This window comes from Glutamicibacter arilaitensis (genome assembly GCF_044793945.1).
Classification (GTDB): Bacteria; Actinomycetota; Actinomycetes; order Actinomycetales; family Micrococcaceae; genus Glutamicibacter; species Glutamicibacter arilaitensis_B.
Window position 1 is genome coordinate 3,420,843 of record NZ_CP084994.1, and the last position, 17,555, is coordinate 3,438,397.

The following is a 17,555-nucleotide window of genomic DNA, read 5'->3' on the forward strand; positions in this document are numbered from 1 at the left end:
GATGCCCCATTTTCCGTATAGCCCCTCGATATGCGTAACTCTGAGAGGCAAAAGCTACTCGGACGTTCTCTAATGAACCCTGGTATGACATCACCGGGCAGGTCCGGGCGTGGTACACGCAGTCTTGACCTACCTACCCTCCACGGTGGCAGGTCGTAACTGCTGCCAGCGCACGTGGACTGCTCGTATGGCTACACCAGCAGATCAAATTATGACAACGCTCCCAGACATGCAAAATCCGTCTGCCACGGCATAGTGGTGCGCCGTGAGAGACGGATTTGTGCGCATTCCTAGCAAGCCAGGGCATGTCCATCGGTTGGTAAAATGCTGCTCTAGACCATGAAGACAACTGACCATCTAAGGTCATTTACCAACCGGTCATGACCTCCCACTTATCTCCCGCAAAGGCTTTAGATTCCTTCAAACGAGGGAAATCACGGACTTCAGGAAGCGGGTACTGGACGCGGGCTGCTTCAATAGCTTCCTGGGCTTCTTCAATCGGCGCAGGGGGAACGTTGCCAAGGATCATATCAGCTGCTTTTTCGCCCAGCATTAGCACGACAGCGGTGGGGTTACCCGCCACCTGGCGCGGTAGTACTGAGGCATCAGCAATTCGTAGACCGGAGATACCATTGACACGCAGCTCCTCATCCACCACGGCGTTGTCATCAACGCCCATACGACATGTTGAAAATGGGTGTTGTGTCGTCGATGCTGTGGCCCGTATAAAGTCTTCCAGTTCTGCTTCCGTCGTCGGCAGCGGCGTTGGTCTGGCGACGGCACCGACATGACGCCTCAGACTCGGCTGATCAAGCCATTCAAACAAGAATCGATACGCTCGTTTCAGTCCTTCCACATCCCGCGGATCTTGCAGAAGGTTGTAATTGACCCGCGGTGCATCAAACGGCGACGCTGACCCGAGTCGCACAGTTCCCTTGCTTGCCGGATGTGAGAGGGCGGCATTGGCGATCAACAGATCGCCGCGGCGTTTCGACGACCAGGGATACCAGACCTTTGAATCCGCTGCCCCACCGATCATAAACCGCAGGTCCGGTTCGTCGCTGTCCCTAGTAGTAGATCCGACACCGGTTACAGCGACCGGCATGTGCGACAACCCACCGGTACCAGAGGTGAGGAGTTGCAACACGTTCTTGGCAGCACGGTCGATACGCAGCTCATGGTCGAAAGCGTATTCGGGGTTTGTTTCGAATTCGATTCCCAAAGCAGGCTGATCGACAAGGTTTTGACCGACCTCAGGAGCTTCGTGATGCACCGTGAGACCAAGGTTTCTCAAGTCCTCTGGGTTACCAATACCTGAATGCATCAACATGTGCGGAGTACGGAATGCACCTCCCGAGATAATGACCTCTCGGTCTACTCGCACAACGGTGAGCTGTCCATTCCTTTGATATCGGACGCCGACGGCATGTCCTGCTTCGATATCAATCTTGGTAACCTGCGCTCCCGTCTCAACCGTGAGATTTGGTCGTCCCATGGCAGGACGCAGGTAGGCATGATATGCGCCAAAACGTCGGCCCTGGTATACGTTGGTATCCGGAATACCAAACCCTATGGGTTGTGCGCCCATGTAGTCATCAGTAATTGGGAAGCCCATAGTTTGGGCAGCAAGCAATGCGTCATTCGCAATTGGGTGGGCCGCACCAAATTTGTTAACCCGCATCGGGCCCTTGTCGCCGTGGTAAGTGCTGTTTCCACGCCAGTTTGTTTCACTGCGTTTGAAGTAGGGTAACAGCTCCTTGTAGCCCCACTTTGTCAGTCCCATTTCTTTGAACGCTTCGTAGTCAGTCGGCACCGCACGGTTGAAAATCATGCCATTAATTGAGGTACCGCCACCAAGCAATTTTCCAGCGGGAATCGGCAACGTGCGGTTATTCAAGAACTTTTCTGGTTCTGACCGCAACATCCACGTGTGTTCAGGACTGAACCATGTGTGTACGGCGGTGGCAGGTACACGTGATTTGGCGCTTGTTGGTTCGGTACCTGCTTCTAGTAATAAGACTTTATTTGCAGGATCTGCGCTGAGTCGATTCGCCAGTACGCAACCGGCAGGACCTGCGCCGACAATAACGAAATCAAAGGTTCTGCTCATTAGTGGTTAGCCCCTTACGGCGAGTTAATCTGTGCTGCAGAATTCAGTGAACACGATCTATCCATGTGTGTTGAGATTTCCGCGACAACATTGATCCGATACATTGAAATGCCCTTCAAATTCTTTCAAACCCGCCATGTTACGGCCTTCCCCCTCTTAGCTTCCGCAAGAGGGGTCCACATCGTATTGTCCGCAGAAGAAGATATGGAAAGACCACTGACATCTTGCAGGGTGAAATCTAGTACCCGTCAACCCGATGGCTCCCGGCCATTATCCGCTCCGAGAACTTCCCGCCGGGAGCACGGTTGACGCATAATTGCGTGAGTTACGCTTACTTTTTGATTTCGGCGGGCAACCATGACTCATGTTCATCCCAAGAGTCATAAAGTTCCGCGATTTGTTGTAGCTGGGTTACGTCGTATGATCCCATCTCAGCAACCCGAACGTTTTCATTAACTTGCTCGGGTGTTTGCATGCCAACCAGCACCGTTGAGATGTCCTTATTCGACAAGACGAAACGCAGAGCAGCTTCAGCCCGGGTTTTCACCGGATCTTCCACCAAGAACTCAAAAGCTCCGGCTTGTTCCAAGCGACGCAGGAAGTCGTCTCGATGCCACCAACGACGAGTGTCGTTTTCAGGGAATACGGTGTTTTTGTCATATGCCCCGGTCAGAAGCCCGGTTGCAAGCGGACCGCGAGAAATAATCCCCACTCCGTTTTCCCTCAGATGTGGGAACGCTACTCGAGAAGGCAACTGAGACAGCAAGTGATAAGCAATCATCACCGAACCACATTCTGCGTGACCCGCAGCTTCAATAGCGTCCGGAACTCCGTAGTCCCCTGGGCCGACGGTTACACCAACTGACCGAATTTTACCTTCCTGCGTCAGTTTGCCCATCTCGTCCCACCACTCCTCCGAAGCAAGCATCTCAGGCGGGCAGTTATGAGCTTGATACAGGTCGATATAATCCGTATCGAGTCTGCGCAGGCTTCCTTCGATTGCGTCTCGCACGAATTGTCCAGAATAGATGCGCGGTTCTCCACCGCATGCTGCACCAAACTGCTCCCATTGGTAGCCAAATTTCGTTGCGATGTATACATCGTCACGACGATTCTTTACAGCCCTACCAACGATGCTCTCCGCTTTACCGAAGCCATACATATCGGCTGTATCAAAAAAGTTTATCCCGGAGTCAAGTGCCGCATGCATGGTGTTAATGGAGTCACGATCGTCTTGGTCGCCCCAATCTCCGCCAAATTGCATGGTGCCCATCATCAGCGACGAGACTTTCCAACCGGTTCGACCAAATTCTCTATATTCCAATGGACTTCCCTTTCTAAAATGCGAACATGACGTTTTTGGTGGTTGTGAATGAATACAGTTCTTCCAGGTTTCCTTCACGGCCAACGCCACTACCTTTGACACCGCCATACGGAGTACCGGGCATAAGTCGCGAAACCGTGTTGACCCAGACATAGCCAGCTTCAATATCCCGTGCGAAACGGTGTGCCCGTTGGTTGTCCTTGGTGAAAATACTGGCAGTGAGTCCGTAATCAGTGCTGTTGGCGATTCTTATGGCCTCGTCATAATCGTTAAACTTGATGGCTACCAGCACCGGGCCAAAGATTTCTTCTTGGGCGATTCGATCGTCATACTTAATGCTGTCGAACATGGTTGGCCGAATAAATAAGCCGTTTTCGAGGCCTTCGCCTTCAGGTTTTGTACCACCTGCGACGAGTCGTCCCTCTTGTTTACCGAGTTCAATATATTCAAGGACTTTTTTGTATTGCTGTTCTGAAACAATGGCACCCATGTCGACGTCGTCATCCATAGGATTGCCGGCTTTCAACGCATTGATCTTTTCTGCAACGCGCTGCACAAATTCGTCGTGGATTTCTTCGTGCACCAACAGCCGCGAAGTCGAACCACATGACTGGCTCTGCCAGTTGAAGTTCATACCAAGTACGGCTGCACCTGCCGCAATATCCAAATCCGCATCAGGGAAAATAACCAGCGGGTTCTTGCCACCCAATTCTAGACTGATGTGTTTTACGCCCGCACGAGCGGCGCGTTCCTGAATGGCTCGCCCAACTCTCTCGCTACCGATAAATGCGATACGACGCACCAGAGGGTGATCCACAATGGCGGCACCCGCTTCATCGCCAAAGCCGGTGATGACGCTAACCAGACCCGATGGGAAAATCTCATCAAGGTCTTTTGCCAATTCGAGCATGGCCAACGAAGTGTGCTCACTGGGCTTAATCAAGATGGCGTTGCCCATCACCAGTGAAGGAACGATTTTGATTGCTGCTGTACTCAGCGAGTTATTGAACGGCATTATACGTGCGGTCACGCCGTAGGGCTCGTGCACATTGATATTCAGGTGATCGAATTCATCGGGAATCGTTTCACCGCGGACTTCAGTCGCAAGATTCGCTTGGTAGCGCATGAACATTGTGGCACCCTGCAGTTTCTGACGGGTCACCCACAGTGGCGTACCGTTATCCTTCGAATCCAGGAGCGCTAGTTCTTCACGGCGTTCATCGATCCGGTCCGCTAGTGCATTCACCAACGCAATACGCTTTAAGGTTGGTGTCCGTCCCCACTCTCGAGCCGCGCTCGCTGCCGCTTCGACGGCAATATCAACATCGGCTCGTTGCATTCGAGGAACATATCCAAGCAGTTCGCCGGTTGAAGGATTCCGAGCTTCAAAGCTCTGTCCATCAATGGCGGTTACGAATTTACCCCCAACAAGAGTCGCGATAGTTTCTTTTGTTGATATCTGCGTGATTTCCATTATGTACCTCAAACTTTCCAGGGAAGATAGTAACAACTGTTAGTGTATCTATCGGATGTGATTGACGCAACACTCTCCGTGGCACTTTCAATGATTTAGATTCAGAACTAGCGATTGCAGCAATTCGGCATCTTAAAGAACAGTTATGAAAGCGGCAAACGGCGCGGAAGCGCAATCGATATTAATTGGGGGCACTAATCCTGAGGGTCGTACGCTAGATAGGACGACACACTCCGGGTGGACTCAGGTAAATAGCGACTTAAAAGGCACAACAGAATAACCAAGACGCTACTGCGAGGCCCCGGCGCGAGTGGCGCTCTGGAGCGCCTCTAACCCGGGTGGCTGTTTAGATCAGTGCCCCAGTGCACCAGAAACGTCATTCAACACTTCTGGCGCCCTGTCATGATGAAAAGATGACTGCCCCAATAATTCAGCACAACATACGCAATCATGCAGACATTCATTTACGAGTTTGCGCAATGACAACGTCGGCATCAGGCATCCATGAAATTTGAATCCACCGATCCGCAGGGGTTCCTGCATCATTGAGCTGCGCTGTCCCTTGCGTAGAGCGGCCAAGACGAACATAGTCGCCCATTAGTTCGGTCAATTCAGCAACAATTCCTGGTTCACTCTCGATTAAATTCTGTTCTTCACCGGCGTCCTTGCTCAAGTCATAGAGTTGTGCCGGTTCATACCTTGTTGGTTCGCGTCCGTTAGCTTGTGTCGCCGTCGACCCGAATCCATCTGAAGTGGACGTAAAAGCCAACTTCCAATGACCTTTCCGAATGGCAAACCCGCCACCGCCCGAAGATGACACAATGTCAGTGCGAGTTGACTCTGACGATCCATCCCAGACTGCGAGCTGGGATATGGAGTCAACGGCTGCGGATTCTGGCACTGTTTCACCCAGGACTTCAGCGAGAGTCGCGAAAACGTCGGAATGCGAAATTAAGTGATCAGATGTGGAATTTGGTTCAATAAGTGCAGGCCAGCGAACGATGAACGGTTCGCGATGGCCGCCTTCCCAAATATCCGCTTTTGCTCCACGCCACCCATTGGAAGGATCGTGACCGTGACTTCGCAAATGCTCAAATCCTGCAACCGGCGAAGCCCCATTATCTGAGGTGACAATGACGATCGTGTTATCCGCTTGTCCGGCATCATCAATGGCTTGCACCATCTGACCAACGTATTCATCAAACTGCAAGACGAAATCGCCATACGGACCTAGTCCTGATCTTCCCTGCCAGGATTCCCCTGGCAGTAGTGGGCCGTGAACTAAATGGGACGGCACATATAGGAACCAAGGGTCCTCACCCTGCAACATCTGGTCTAAGACTTCTAGTGTTTTATCCTGGAAATCTTGTGGCAGCTTTTTCACATCGAAGTCGTCAGTCATCGGACCGCGCTGCGTCTGTGTCGATTGTGAGTCAGTGAGCCGGTCTAATCGCCACTGGTCGCCACCAAAATGCGTTGGAATTCCCAGGGCTTTTCCGTTTTCAATGTAGACGAACGGTGGTTGATCATGAGAAGCAGCGGTGATGAAGGAATAGTCGAAACCCAATTGATTCGGTCCGAAGGAGATGGGCTGGGAATAATCGATATCTGCCCCTTCTACTTCCCAGCGGTCTTCGGCTGCAAAATTGCCTTTGCGTCCAAAACGACGCTCTGGCACCGGATGATCTGCCTCGGATAAACCATACTCTTCAAGGTCATCGCCATCCTTAGAGAGCTGCCAGTCCAATCCCAAATGCCACTTGCCAACAACAGCTGTGGAATATCCCCGGCCTGATAAGAATCGCGCTAAGGTCAACCGATCTTTTTCAATCAGAGATTCAGAGTCACCGGGGAGAACCGTGCGCTTCAACCGTGACCGCCAGTTGTACCGCCCCGTTAGCAAACCATATCGAGACGGAGTGCACAGCGAACTTGTGGAATGGGAATCGAACATCCGCATTCCTTGTTCGGCGAGTTGATCAATGTACGGCGTTTTCCATCCTGATTGAAGATTGAAACACGAAATATCACCTTGCCCAAGGTCATCCGCGAGAACTAACAACACGTTCGGCCGGGACGATTTTTTGCTGACGGGTTGAAACATGCATCCTGCTTTCAAAAAAACTGTGACTAGTGGCAATTCATATAAGACACATCTGCTCAGCGCGTAAGTAGCCCATGACTGGTAAAGAAATGTGCCGGTACTATTCAAAATGCTGAGTAGTCCAGTGAGGCTTCGTACCGAGAATACGAAGTAGCTCTAGGGAAGATCCCCGATAACAAGAAAGTGACCGCGGAAGCAATGCACTTTCTTCAACAACAACGGCACAGTGTGGCTCGCAACGGCGGATTCACGGGGCATGTTGGTCCGTCTTGCGGGTACTCGCACGTCGTTCTGGTTGACACATAATTTACAGTCTGATGAGGAACATCAATTATGATGATTAGCTGACAAGGTTGTAGTCAAGCGCAGAAGACCGCGCAATTGCAAGCAACATGTCACGGAAATCGTCACGTTCTTCACCCGTGAGCGGCCGCAGATATTCCGCTTCGGCATCTGCAACCACACCTTGACATACCGTTAACATTTCGCGCCCCGTTTCAGTGAGCTCAATGGAATGAGACCTTCGGTCACTTCCTTTCCCTCTCACGATCAAGCCACTAGCTTCGAGGGATTTCAGTTGCGGTGATATGCGTCGCGGCACGACGTTCAAATAATCGGCAAGTTCCTTCTGGCTCGGGGCTTCTGAAGGGTCTAACGCGGAAAGTATCGCGTAATGCTTCAGGTCAATTCCGTGGCGTTTCAGTTTCACATCGGTAATCTTCAAGGCCAAGGCGCGCACTTTACCAATGAGAAGGGTGATGTCCTCATCCTCTATACCGCCATCAAGCGAATTTCGATGTTCCTTACTGCGTGCCATCATGTTCCTCAGATGAAAATTCGACCTAGTGGTCCGCGCCGTTAATACGTTGTAAAAGCCGCCCTAGCGATTCGAGACTGTCCTCGAAAGTCGTCGTCCACATCAACGGCTCGGGATCTCCTCCGTCCAGCCCTTGCCCCTGTTCCTCAGGTCCATCCCCAGCGTCTGCACGCTGCGGTGTTCCCCGCGCCGGGCTGGGCCCCGGGTCACTTTGGCGAACAGGCTCATGTTGTCACGCCGGGCATAGTCATGGGTCCGTTTCTCAGACATACCCTGTACCAGCGCGAACGCTGGCTGTGGCTTGGACATGACTCGAACTTGGGACACCTCATCGATACTGAAGAGGGTAGCGCATTCGGGCGGGCCCAAATAGAGACCCACGATATCTTCGACCCTCGCGGTTGTGATTGTGGCCGGGCGTCCCGGGCGTGGATCATCGTTGAACCCATCCCAGCTGAGCTCGGCAAACCGGGAACGCCTTTTGCCACCCTCGGAGCAGAGCACCCAATCAAGCGGCAACGCCCTTGTTTGTTATTCCCTTGGCCCAGGCCAACACGATCCATAAAGACAGCAACAGCGTCTGGGACTACTTGTGTCTGCGGTTCCATTGGGGAAGCTGCTCGCGTTCTTCATCGGTCAGAAACGGTTCTACCTAGGGCATCCAGCATGTGATATGCAACAACTTTAACACTTACGCAACGAACCCACAGCGTGGGACACTAGCTTTGCACTACACTTTGTTCCTCGCTCACTTTGAACAAGCTCGCCAACCGCTCTTGACCGGCATCGTCCAACATCGCAAGAATGTTGTCGAATAACTCATGTGCCAAATCTTCTCCAACCGGCGACGCTGCCAAACCAACGAATTTGTCTCGCACTTGCTGCTGGGAAGGCATCCGGCTTGGTTCACCGAGAGGAACTTCGATCCACGATTGCAGTGCAGTACCATCATTAAGCGTGATTTTCACTCGGCTCGGAAACGATTGAGGATAAAGGGCATCAGCTTCTTCGTCCACGTACGCTTTAATCCGCTGCATTAGGTTCTTGATCTTCGGCTCTTGCAGGGAGGACTCATAATCCGCTAGTTCGAACCGCTTCGTTGAAATAGCTTGTGCTAAGCACAGATGCATGGAGAACTGACAATCCACAATGTTATGCGGATTTCGCTTCATCTCCTGGGGGTCACATGTCACTTGGTAGCAGCGTTCTGGCACACCAACGACCAGATCGTGGACGTCGTCTATCTCAAATCCGTGTTCCTGCTGTAAATTCAGGACCGCTTCAAGTGAAGCATGAATCGCCCTGCAGCATGCATATGGTTTCACTCCGGTACCCATGATTTCCCACTTGGCGAGATCTTTAACAGCAAGGTCCGGAGTAGGTTCGTTGCAGTAAAGGTTAAAGAACCCGTCACGTCCGGTCAGCGCGTCGGCAGCCCCGGTGACACCGGCGTTGGCGAGCCGGACTGTGAGGTAGCCATTGGCTGCAGCATTGCCTACGTGCACGCGTTTCGTCCAGGCGCCGTTGAGCATGAACTGACCGGATCCGCCGGTCATGCTCAAAGCGGTACCCCAGGCATGTTCTAAGGTGTCCTGGTCGTAGCCAAGCACGACGTTCACCGCCGCAGCTGCGCCGAAAACGCCAGTGGTGGAGCTCAGGTGAAATCCTCGACGAGCGTGGGAGTCAGCATTGAGACCATAGGATACGCGCGTCATCGCTTCATAACCGGCAATGACCCCAGTGATGAAATCCTGGGCGGTGGGTAGAGTACCGTCATTTCTCGGTGTTTGGGCAGCAGCAAGGGCTGCAGAAACGACAGGTGCACCCGGATGAATCTGAGCTGGCGCATGGGTATCGTCAAAATCGAATCCATGTGCCGAGGCACCGGAGAGCATAGCGACAGCCGTTGGCGACAGTTTTTCTTGCCACCCAGGGATTCGAAATTCGCCATCCAAGGTACCAGCAGCATCCAAACCTCGCATCAAAGCTTGGGTTGAGTCTAGCTCCTGTCCTGCCACCACACTGCCCAACGTATCGGCAATGAGTTCAACAGCACGCTGCCGCACTTCGGCAGGAATATTGTCCCAGCTGATATTGACTATGTGATTCGCAAGTTGGCTTGTGATGCTTCCAGGCGCTAATCCGGTGTGTTGTTCCATGTTTACATCTCCTCTGGCTTCTTACGGATTTGTGCATAGACCCGGGAACGTAGTTCTGCGAAGGCTTTCGTCGATTTGGTCTCGATTTGATCGCGTTCAGTCCCAAAGGGAACATCGACCATTTCTACGAGCCGGGCTGGTTTACCCGACGATGGATGTCCGGTCAGCACCATGATCTTGTCCGATAGGTAGACGGCTTCGTCAATATCGTGGGTGACCAATATGATCGCCACTCCGAGTTCATTACGAACACGAATTGCAAGGTCTTCAAGATCAGCTCTCGTCTGAGCGTCCACGGAAGCGAACGGTTCGTCCATGATGATCACTCTGGGTCGGCAGGCAAGTGCACGAGCAATGGCCACACGCTGTTGCTGACCACCTGAAAGCTGCCACGGATATTTTAGTTCGTTGCCTTCGAGGCCAACTTGAGCCAAGGCTTCGGCAGCACGCTGTTTACGTTCCTTCTTGCTAACACCAGCGGATTTTAATGGCAGAGCCACATTGGACAACGAGGACAACCAAGGCATTAGCGAGTGTGCGTAATCCTGGAAAACAACGGCCAGACTCCGTGGAGGCCCAGTGATGGTCTTGCCGTCGAAGGTAATCGAGCCATGGGTTGGCATCCGCAAGCCAGACAAACACTGGAGCAGTGTGGTCTTACCAACACCGGAAGGACCCACAATACACATAAATTCACCGGGATAAAGCTTTGCGTTCAGCTGATCGATGATCTGTTTTTCGCCATAGAAGAATGAAAAATCATCTATGTCCATCACTGGCGCTACTCCGGACTGAGTAGTCTGTTCTGGTGACGCTTGAGTCTTCACTGTGAGGCTCCTTGAGTATGGGCAACCATCTGGTGGTGCCATTTAAGTACACGTTTTTCCATAAAATGAAAGAGGTAGTTGAGAACGTATCCAAAAATTCCGAGGATGATCAAGCCAGTCCACATTTCCTCGATCCGGAATGAAGCTTGGGCATCACGGATGTAGTAGCCAACGCCACCTGGGGTACCAAACATTTCTGCCACGACCATCACGGTCACACTTATTGCTATAGCAATTCGTGCACCGGCGAATACCTGCGGTGCAGCCGCCGGCAAGAACACTTTCGTGAACCGATCAAACGAGGAAAGGTGGAACGTTTCCATGACTTTGCCCATTGTTGGATGGATGGCTCGCACACCTTCAATTGTGTTGAGCATAATTGGCCACATCGACGCTAATGCGATCAAGAAGATTTTCATTGTTTCGTCGGGACCAAAAAATGTCAGTGCAATCGGCAGCAATGCGGCACCAGGAACAGCACGGAACGCCTCGGTCAACGGCCTAAACGCACGTTCAACGGTTGGCATCAAACCAAATATAGCCCCAAGCGCTACGCCAACAACTAACGCGATCGAGAAGCCAATTGCCACACGTAAGATGCTCGGCCATAGATCAGTCAGCAGGCCGCCAGCCACCACCCAGATTTCCCAGGTTCTGACGAGAATATCTTGCAACGGCGGGAAATAACTCGAGTAGTAAATACCACTGAGAATCCACCAAATTGCGAACAGCCCGACCGGTAGCCAAGCTTTTCGGATAAATGTACGCCCCACACTATTTTGCGTAGAGGTTGAACTTGTCATCATTATTCCTTCCCCCGAAACGCAGGATGCCAACCGAGGACATACTTCTGGATGACGGCAAGACCGGCATTAATCAGGAGTCCTAAGAAACACGCCGTCAGCACCCAGGCATACAGCTGTTCAGATTGGTTATAGATCTGGGCATCCATCAGCGCAACACCAATACCTTCCCGACCGCCAAGTAGCTCAGAAAAGACAACCGCCAACAATGAAGTCGTGGTGGCCAAGCGAATACCGGGCCAAATAAAAGCCAACGCCTGAGGAGCCAAAACAAAGGTAATACGATCTGTGATCGTCAACCCATAACTCCGCGCAACACGATGCAAAATCGGGTCAGCCTGTTGTCCTGCAGCAATCGACTGAATCATCAATGGCCACACCGCAGGGATCATTGCCACAAGAACCACCATCAGCTGCGACTGCCCCAAAATCAGCAAAAACAATGGGACAAACGCAACTGCTGGAATCGTCCGAAGGAAATCAATAGTTCCCTTCGACGAGTCAAAGGCAAAGCTGTTACGCCCGATAAACAGCCCTATAGGGATGCCTACAGCCAAGGCCAGCAGCAACGCCATTGCCCAGGACTCCAACGTCGTAAGCAATGCCAACCAATAATCACTCGTAGCCGCAAGATCTACAAGCGCCAACACCGTAGCACCCGGCCCAGACATATCAGCCCGCTTAGCAACATCACTCTGAGCAAATAATGCCCAGATCACTACGAACCCAACAAGTACAACGATCTGGCTGGCAAGCACCAACCTGTTACTAATTTTCCGTTTGGCCGGGGGTAACTGGCGACGAGTCCTCCCCGCCACATTGCCCCCGACAGTCGTTTGAACTGTCATCGAAATCACCGATCCTAAAAAATCGCCGAGACACTACTCAGCACTGAAAATGACTTCTTCCAAATTTGGCATCTCGTTTTCAGAGATCTGATTGAAAGCAACGAGGCGAGCTGCAATTGGTTCCAGAATTTCAACACTGAGAGGCTCTTCAGCAAATCTCGGTGCCTTCACCATTTCGGCGACCTCATCGTCAAGACCCATGTACTCTTTGATGGATTCTGCAACTAGTGCAGGATCGTTATTCAACCGAGTGTTAACTTCGAAGATCACGTCTCGTACTACTTCGATAACCTCAGGATTCTCTTCTGCCCAAGTGCGGTCTGAGGCGAATCCAAATGACGGAGCATTCGGGAGCGCCCCACTCACTGCAGCAATCGGCCTAACAGAGCCGTCCACCATAGCGATTGAAAGGTTAGGTTCCGGGGTAACTGCTGCAGCTACCTGACCTTGCAAGACTGACGAAACGTGTTGTGGTCCAGGAACTTGGATCCATTCAATCGTGGAAACATCCACACCTTCGTTTTCAAGGACTTGATAGGCATTCAGGTACGCTTCACCACCAAGAACACTGGTACCGATCCGTTGACCTTCCAGGTCTTGCAGCGACTCAATATCACCATTTGCATCAACCACGATCGAGCCTGCGGCATGTGGATCGCTGCTGAGTTCAGCGTCTTGAGTAGTGATGGGAATCGTCATGACGTTATTGTGTCCCTCGATAACCGAGTTAATCGCATTGTCGTAGGAGAACAAAGCGAACTGTGCGTCTCCCCCGGCAATTAACGCAGCACCTTCGGAACCGGACTGAATCGTTTCTATTGAGACCTCTATCCCTGCTTCTTCAAAAAGTCCTTCTTGATAAGCAGTTGCTGGCCCCAGCCCGTGGATGCTTGGTGGAATTGCAATGGTTACCGCGGGCATTTCTCCTGAACCAGTACCAGCAGTGGCTTCGGACTCATTGCCACCGCAGGCGGAGAGCGTGAGTATTCCAACGGTCAACAAACCGCCAACCTTCAGAGTGTTTTTCTTGTTCAGCTTCATGGGTCGATCCTTTTATTAGAACTATGTCGCACTGACTGGGATGGGGTGGCTCACCCGTGGCGCAAGCTGCTGACCGGCGAAGATATCGGAGCCATCAGGGTGCTATTGGACAATTTCCGAGGGAAGCTCATTCTTGAGCGTATCTGTCGGCAAGTATTCGTAGAGGTTAATATCTGCCGGATCTACACCGAGACTCTACTCAGCGTTGAAAATGACATCTTCTAAGCTCGGCATCTCGTCTTGAGCCAGTATGTCGAACTCCACAAGACGATCTGCGACTGCTTGGAGATCTTCAGCAGTGAGAGGCTCTTCAGAATACCGCGGCATCTTCATCATTGAGACAACTTCATCCTCAAGATCCATGTATTCACTAATCGAGGTTTCTGCAAGTTCACGATCAGAGTTCAAGAGCGTGTTCGCTTCCAAGACTGCATTCTGTACTGACCTAACGAGATCTGCATTTTCTTCTGCCCACGTGCGGTCAGAAGCCAATGCAAACGCGGGGGCATTCGGTAGCACGCCATCCCCGTTAATCAATGGCTCGATAGTGCCGTCAAGCATACCGATGGAAACGTTGGGTTCTGCTGTAACAGCTGCAGCGACTTGTCCTTGCAAGACCGCCGAAACCTGCTGTGGCCCTGGAATCTGAATCCATTCAATCGTGGAAACATCCACGCCTTCGTCTTCAAGGACTTGATAGGCATTCAGGTACGCTTCACCACCAAGAACACTGGTACCGATCCGTTGACCTTCCAGGTCTTGCAGCGACTCAATGTCACCGCCTGCCTCAACGATAATCGGACCAAACCCATGTGGCTCGTCACTTCGCTCAGGCCCTTGCTGAGCCAAAGGGACGGTAAGAATGTTGTTATGCCCTTCGACAACCGAATTGATAGCGTTGTCAATAGAGAATATAGCGAACTGTGCATCACCGCCGGCAAGAAGTGCAGCGCCTTCTGCTCCGGATTGGATATGCTCAAGTGAAACATCAAGCCCGGCTTCTTCAAAAAACCCTTCCTGAAGAGCCGTAGCTGGCCCCAGGGCATGGGCATTTGGTGGAACCGCAATCGTAATCGATCTTAGCGCCCCTGTATCAGCATCGGCGGCGGCCTCGGATCCGTTGCCCGCGCAGGCGGAGAGTGTAAACAATCCAACGGTCAACAGACCGCCAACCTTCAGAGTGTTTTTCTTGTTCATCGTCATGGTTAAATCCTTTAATAGTCCTATGTCGCGCTGGCTGGGATGTGGAGACTAACCCGTGGTGCTTGCTGTTGACCGCAGAAGATGTCGATGTCATCAGAGTGGCCGTTGGGTATGTTCCGAGGGAATCTCATCTTGACGGCATGCGCCGGCAAATATTCGTAAAAATCAATATCTCCCGGCTCTACGTCTAGCTTCAATGCCGAGATACTACTCCGCGCTGAAAACGACATCTTCCAAATTCGGCACGTCGGCTTCGGATATCTGATCGAAATTGATGAGACGATCTACTACTGGTTCTAACTGTGTAACAGTCAATTCTTCAACGGGAAATACCGGCAGTCGCACCATTTCGGCAACCTCATCGTCGATGATCATGTATTCTTTCATCGCTTCTTCTGCAAGCTCACGGTCAGAATTCAGCATGGCGTTGGCTTTCAAGACCGAGTTGAGCACAGCTAGGACGATTTGTGGGTTCGCTGATGCCCAGTCACTGTCTGAGGCCAGACCAAATGATGGAGCATTCGGCAGAGCGCCAGTCACATCTGCAATCGGCGCAATTGTTCCTTCAAGTACAGCGATGGACAGATTCGGTTCCGGGGTAATTGCTGCAGCTACCTGACCTTGCAAGACAGCCGAAACATGTTGTGGCCCTGGAATTTGAATCCATTCAATCGTGGAAATATCCACCCCTTCTTCTTCAAGGGTTTGATAGGCATTCAGGTACGCTTCTCCGCCCAGAACACTGGTACCGATCCGTTCGCCTTCCAGATCTTTGAGCGATTGGATGTCACTATCGATGTCAACGATAATCGAGCCGAAACCATGTGGGTCTTCGCCACGTTCTGGACTCTGACCCGCTAACGGAACAGTAATAACGTTGTTATGCCCTTCAATAACGGAGTTGATGGCGTTATCCATGGAGAACTGTGCAAACTGCGCGTCACCGCCGGCTAAAAGTGCGGCTCCTTCTGTACCAGAGGTGATCTTTTCGATTGTGACATCGAGCCCTGCTTCTTCGAAGAGTCCTTCTTGGTAAGCCGTCGCGACACCCAACCCGTTAACACTTGGTGTGACCGCTATGGTTATCGAAGGCATTTCTTCTGAACCAGTACCAGCCTCGGTCTCACTGCCACCGCAGGCGGAGAGCAAGAGCAGTCCAACTGTCAACAGCCCACCAAGCTTCAGCGTGGCTTTCTTATTCATCTTCATCGGTAATTCCTCTATGAGATCTGTGGATTACTGGTTGGGATGGGGAGGTTCACGAGTGGCGCGAACTGTTGTCCGCCGAAGATATCGGTGTCATCAGGGTGGCCATTGGGTAATCTCCGAGGGAAGCTAATCTTGATCGTATGTGCAGGCGAGTATTCGTAGAGATCGATATCTGCTGGATTAACACCGAGTAGCGTTCCGACTTTGTCAGCTGTCAGCGCTCCACTGCGTACGACCATTTCAAAGGTTGCAGCATCAGCGAGCATGACATCAATTGTCATCATCCAAGGACCGGCATTTTTTGAACGGATGAGCTTTGCTAACTCACCGAGAGGTCGGGATTCTCCATGTGTAACCTCTACAATTTGCTGCTGCGTCATACTGATACCTCTTCCAAGTCGAATGAGAAGATCTCATCGGGCGCTTCAAGTTCCACCGAGTGATTGAGTACGAAGTTATACGCTGCGCCTAGTCGAGTGACATGTGGTGAGTGCGCGAATGCCAAGTTCGAGACCAGTCCCGACCACTGTGGCACCGGATAGTGCAGGATTGTGTGACCCATTTGATACGCCACAGCTGCCGCGGTGTCTTCGTCAGGTGCAGTGACAATCATCAGCAACGCCACTTCCTGAGCGGACGCATTACCGTTGCTGGGACCTGTTTGATTTGGAGCAACCGCGCCGGTTCCATAGACGTGATACTGCACGTCGCAGGAATCCATGATTTCTGCACCATAGGTGCGCAGCGCTGATCCCCATCCGCCTTCTTTTGCGGTTTCAAGCCACTCATCCAGATTGCCCAAAATTGCTGGATCCGTGATCGCACCAAAGACCTGGGCGCGATAGCCAACCAAGGATGCGCCTTCTAGCCGGACGGTGTAATGCGCAGTTTCAAACTCTGATCCTCGGACACGGACGGCACGCTGAGTCCACTGTTCATATTCAACGTTGTCGAGAACCATCGTTCCGCCCGGTTCGCGCATCCGGTATGGGTTGGCCGTTTCGTACAGTGCATGCGAAGCAATTGAGGTCGTAGTGCAGGATTGATCCGGCGATACTGGTTCCAGCTCAAAGTAGTCTTCCGTGATCGTGCAAACCATGCCCTCTGGCTTGGTCATTTGCGCGACCGCTGCACCACCACATTCCATAATTTTGGCTGCGTGCCAGACCAATCCTTCCGGCAGGCCCTTTTGCAGTGGGATAGCAGAAAACAGGGCGGCATCAGAGGAGCGACCAGCAAGCACAACATCAGCTCCGGCGGCTATTGCATCAGCGATCGGTTCTGGACCCATCATCGCCACGATACGATGTGCATCGGACAAAGTCTCTTCGCTGATTTCCGGTGCATTAGCCAACGCATGGAAACGACCATCGCGATACCGCTCTAACAAGAATTCACGCGTTGGCTCAGCTTCAATCGTCGCCAAGTTAAACGACAGCCGTTGCTGAGCCGCGACTTCCCGGACAATATCAGCAATGAAAGCAAGATTCGCATTGCCACCAGATCCACCAGAGGACCCAACCACCAACGGCACGTCGAGACGTCGAGCGTTAGCAAGCAAGATACTGAGGTCTCGCTTCAACGCTTCCCGGGTGTTGATGGGCAAATCCGCGCCCAAGTGCACCGGTCCACCGTC

The 17,555-nt window shown here is 52.0% G+C and carries 15 protein-coding genes; all 15 read right to left on the reverse strand.

Going from position 1 to position 17,555, the window contains the following annotated elements; translation table 11 throughout:
• Positions 1-367: 367 nt before the first annotated feature.
• On the reverse strand, positions 368-2,110 hold the full coding sequence (locus LG294_RS16020; protein ID WP_404287471.1) for a GMC family oxidoreductase: 1,743 nt from the start codon (positions 2,108-2,110) through the stop codon (positions 368-370).
• A 331-nt stretch (positions 2,111-2,441) separates the two neighbouring features.
• Positions 2,442-3,434: an aldo/keto reductase gene (locus LG294_RS16025; RefSeq protein WP_404287473.1), complete on the reverse strand. Its 993-nt coding sequence runs from the start codon at positions 3,432-3,434 to the stop codon at positions 2,442-2,444.
• A 13-nt stretch (positions 3,435-3,447) separates the two neighbouring features.
• On the reverse strand, positions 3,448-4,908 hold the full coding sequence (locus tag LG294_RS16030; protein ID WP_404287475.1) for an aldehyde dehydrogenase family protein: 1,461 nt from the start codon (positions 4,906-4,908) through the stop codon (positions 3,448-3,450).
• Positions 4,909-5,368: 460 nt separating this feature from the next.
• Positions 5,369-7,012, reverse strand: coding sequence for an arylsulfatase (locus LG294_RS16035; protein WP_404287477.1), 1,644 nt, complete (start codon positions 7,010-7,012; stop codon positions 5,369-5,371).
• A gap of 340 nt (positions 7,013-7,352) precedes the next feature.
• Positions 7,353-7,829 carry a MarR family winged helix-turn-helix transcriptional regulator gene (locus LG294_RS16040; protein ID WP_404287479.1) on the reverse strand — a complete coding sequence of 159 codons (477 nt, stop codon included), beginning with the start codon at positions 7,827-7,829 and terminating at the stop codon, positions 7,353-7,355.
• Between the two features lie 102 nt (positions 7,830-7,931).
• The gene (locus LG294_RS16045; protein WP_404287481.1) at positions 7,932-8,348 is read right to left on the reverse strand and encodes a hypothetical protein; all 417 of its coding nucleotides are present in this window, start codon (positions 8,346-8,348) and stop codon (positions 7,932-7,934) included.
• Positions 8,349-8,548: 200 nt separating this feature from the next.
• Positions 8,549-9,988 (reverse strand): MmgE/PrpD family protein, encoded by a 1,440-nt coding sequence (locus tag LG294_RS16050; protein WP_404287483.1) that lies wholly within the window; start codon positions 9,986-9,988, stop codon positions 8,549-8,551.
• Between the two features lie 2 nt (positions 9,989-9,990).
• A complete protein-coding gene (locus LG294_RS16055) occupies positions 9,991-10,761 on the reverse strand; it encodes an ABC transporter ATP-binding protein (protein ID WP_404287485.1) in 771 nt (256 codons plus the stop codon).
• A 50-nt stretch (positions 10,762-10,811) separates the two neighbouring features.
• Positions 10,812-11,618, reverse strand: coding sequence for an ABC transporter permease (locus LG294_RS16060; RefSeq protein ID WP_404287487.1), 807 nt, complete (start codon positions 11,616-11,618; stop codon positions 10,812-10,814).
• A gap of 2 nt (positions 11,619-11,620) precedes the next feature.
• The gene (locus LG294_RS16065; RefSeq protein WP_404287489.1) at positions 11,621-12,466 is read right to left on the reverse strand and encodes an ABC transporter permease; all 846 of its coding nucleotides are present in this window, start codon (positions 12,464-12,466) and stop codon (positions 11,621-11,623) included.
• A gap of 33 nt (positions 12,467-12,499) precedes the next feature.
• Entirely contained in the window at positions 12,500-13,507 is a 1,008-nt protein-coding gene (locus LG294_RS16070; RefSeq protein WP_404287491.1) for an ABC transporter substrate-binding protein, read from the reverse strand.
• 195 nt (positions 13,508-13,702) lie between these two features.
• Positions 13,703-14,710, reverse strand: a complete 1,008-nt coding sequence (locus LG294_RS16075) for an ABC transporter substrate-binding protein (RefSeq protein WP_404287493.1) — start codon at positions 14,708-14,710, stop codon at positions 13,703-13,705.
• 207 nt (positions 14,711-14,917) lie between these two features.
• Positions 14,918-15,919: an ABC transporter substrate-binding protein gene (locus LG294_RS16080; protein ID WP_404287495.1), complete on the reverse strand. Its 1,002-nt coding sequence runs from the start codon at positions 15,917-15,919 to the stop codon at positions 14,918-14,920.
• A gap of 11 nt (positions 15,920-15,930) precedes the next feature.
• Complete coding sequence (locus LG294_RS16085) at positions 15,931-16,299, reverse strand: DUF4387 domain-containing protein (RefSeq protein ID WP_404287497.1); 369 nt, start codon at positions 16,297-16,299, stop codon at positions 15,931-15,933.
• Positions 16,296-17,501 carry an acyclic terpene utilization AtuA family protein gene (locus tag LG294_RS16090; protein WP_404287499.1) on the reverse strand — a complete coding sequence of 402 codons (1,206 nt, stop codon included), beginning with the start codon at positions 17,499-17,501 and terminating at the stop codon, positions 16,296-16,298. Before LG294_RS16090 ends, LG294_RS16085 begins: the two co-directional genes overlap by 4 nt.
• Between the last annotated feature and the right edge of the window lie 54 nt (positions 17,502-17,555).

Excerpts from the sequence above, each read along its gene's own strand:
- LG294_RS16065 (WP_404287489.1), bottom strand. The coding sequence starts at position 12,466 with ATGACAGTTCAAACGACTGTCGGGGGCAATGTGGCGGGGAGGACTCGT.
- LG294_RS16035 (WP_404287477.1), bottom strand. The coding sequence starts at position 7,012 with ATGTTTCAACCCGTCAGCAAAAAATCGTCCCGGCCGAACGTGTTGTTA.
- LG294_RS16080 (WP_404287495.1), bottom strand. The coding sequence starts at position 15,919 with ATGAAGATGAATAAGAAAGCCACGCTGAAGCTTGGTGGGCTGTTGACA.
- LG294_RS16060 (WP_404287487.1), bottom strand. The coding sequence starts at position 11,618 with ATGACAAGTTCAACCTCTACGCAAAATAGTGTGGGGCGTACATTTATC.
- LG294_RS16040 (WP_404287479.1), bottom strand. The coding sequence starts at position 7,829 with ATGGCACGCAGTAAGGAACATCGAAATTCGCTTGATGGCGGTATAGAG.
- LG294_RS16070 (WP_404287491.1), bottom strand. The coding sequence starts at position 13,507 with ATGAAGCTGAACAAGAAAAACACTCTGAAGGTTGGCGGTTTGTTGACC.
- LG294_RS16020 (WP_404287471.1), bottom strand. The coding sequence starts at position 2,110 with ATGAGCAGAACCTTTGATTTCGTTATTGTCGGCGCAGGTCCTGCCGGT.
- LG294_RS16030 (WP_404287475.1), bottom strand. The coding sequence starts at position 4,908 with ATGGAAATCACGCAGATATCAACAAAAGAAACTATCGCGACTCTTGTT.
- LG294_RS16075 (WP_404287493.1), bottom strand. The coding sequence starts at position 14,710 with ATGACGATGAACAAGAAAAACACTCTGAAGGTTGGCGGTCTGTTGACC.
- LG294_RS16085 (WP_404287497.1), bottom strand. The coding sequence starts at position 16,299 with ATGACGCAGCAGCAAATTGTAGAGGTTACACATGGAGAATCCCGACCT.
- LG294_RS16055 (WP_404287485.1), bottom strand. The coding sequence starts at position 10,761 with ATGGACATAGATGATTTTTCATTCTTCTATGGCGAAAAACAGATCATC.
- LG294_RS16050 (WP_404287483.1), bottom strand. The coding sequence starts at position 9,988 with ATGGAACAACACACCGGATTAGCGCCTGGAAGCATCACAAGCCAACTT.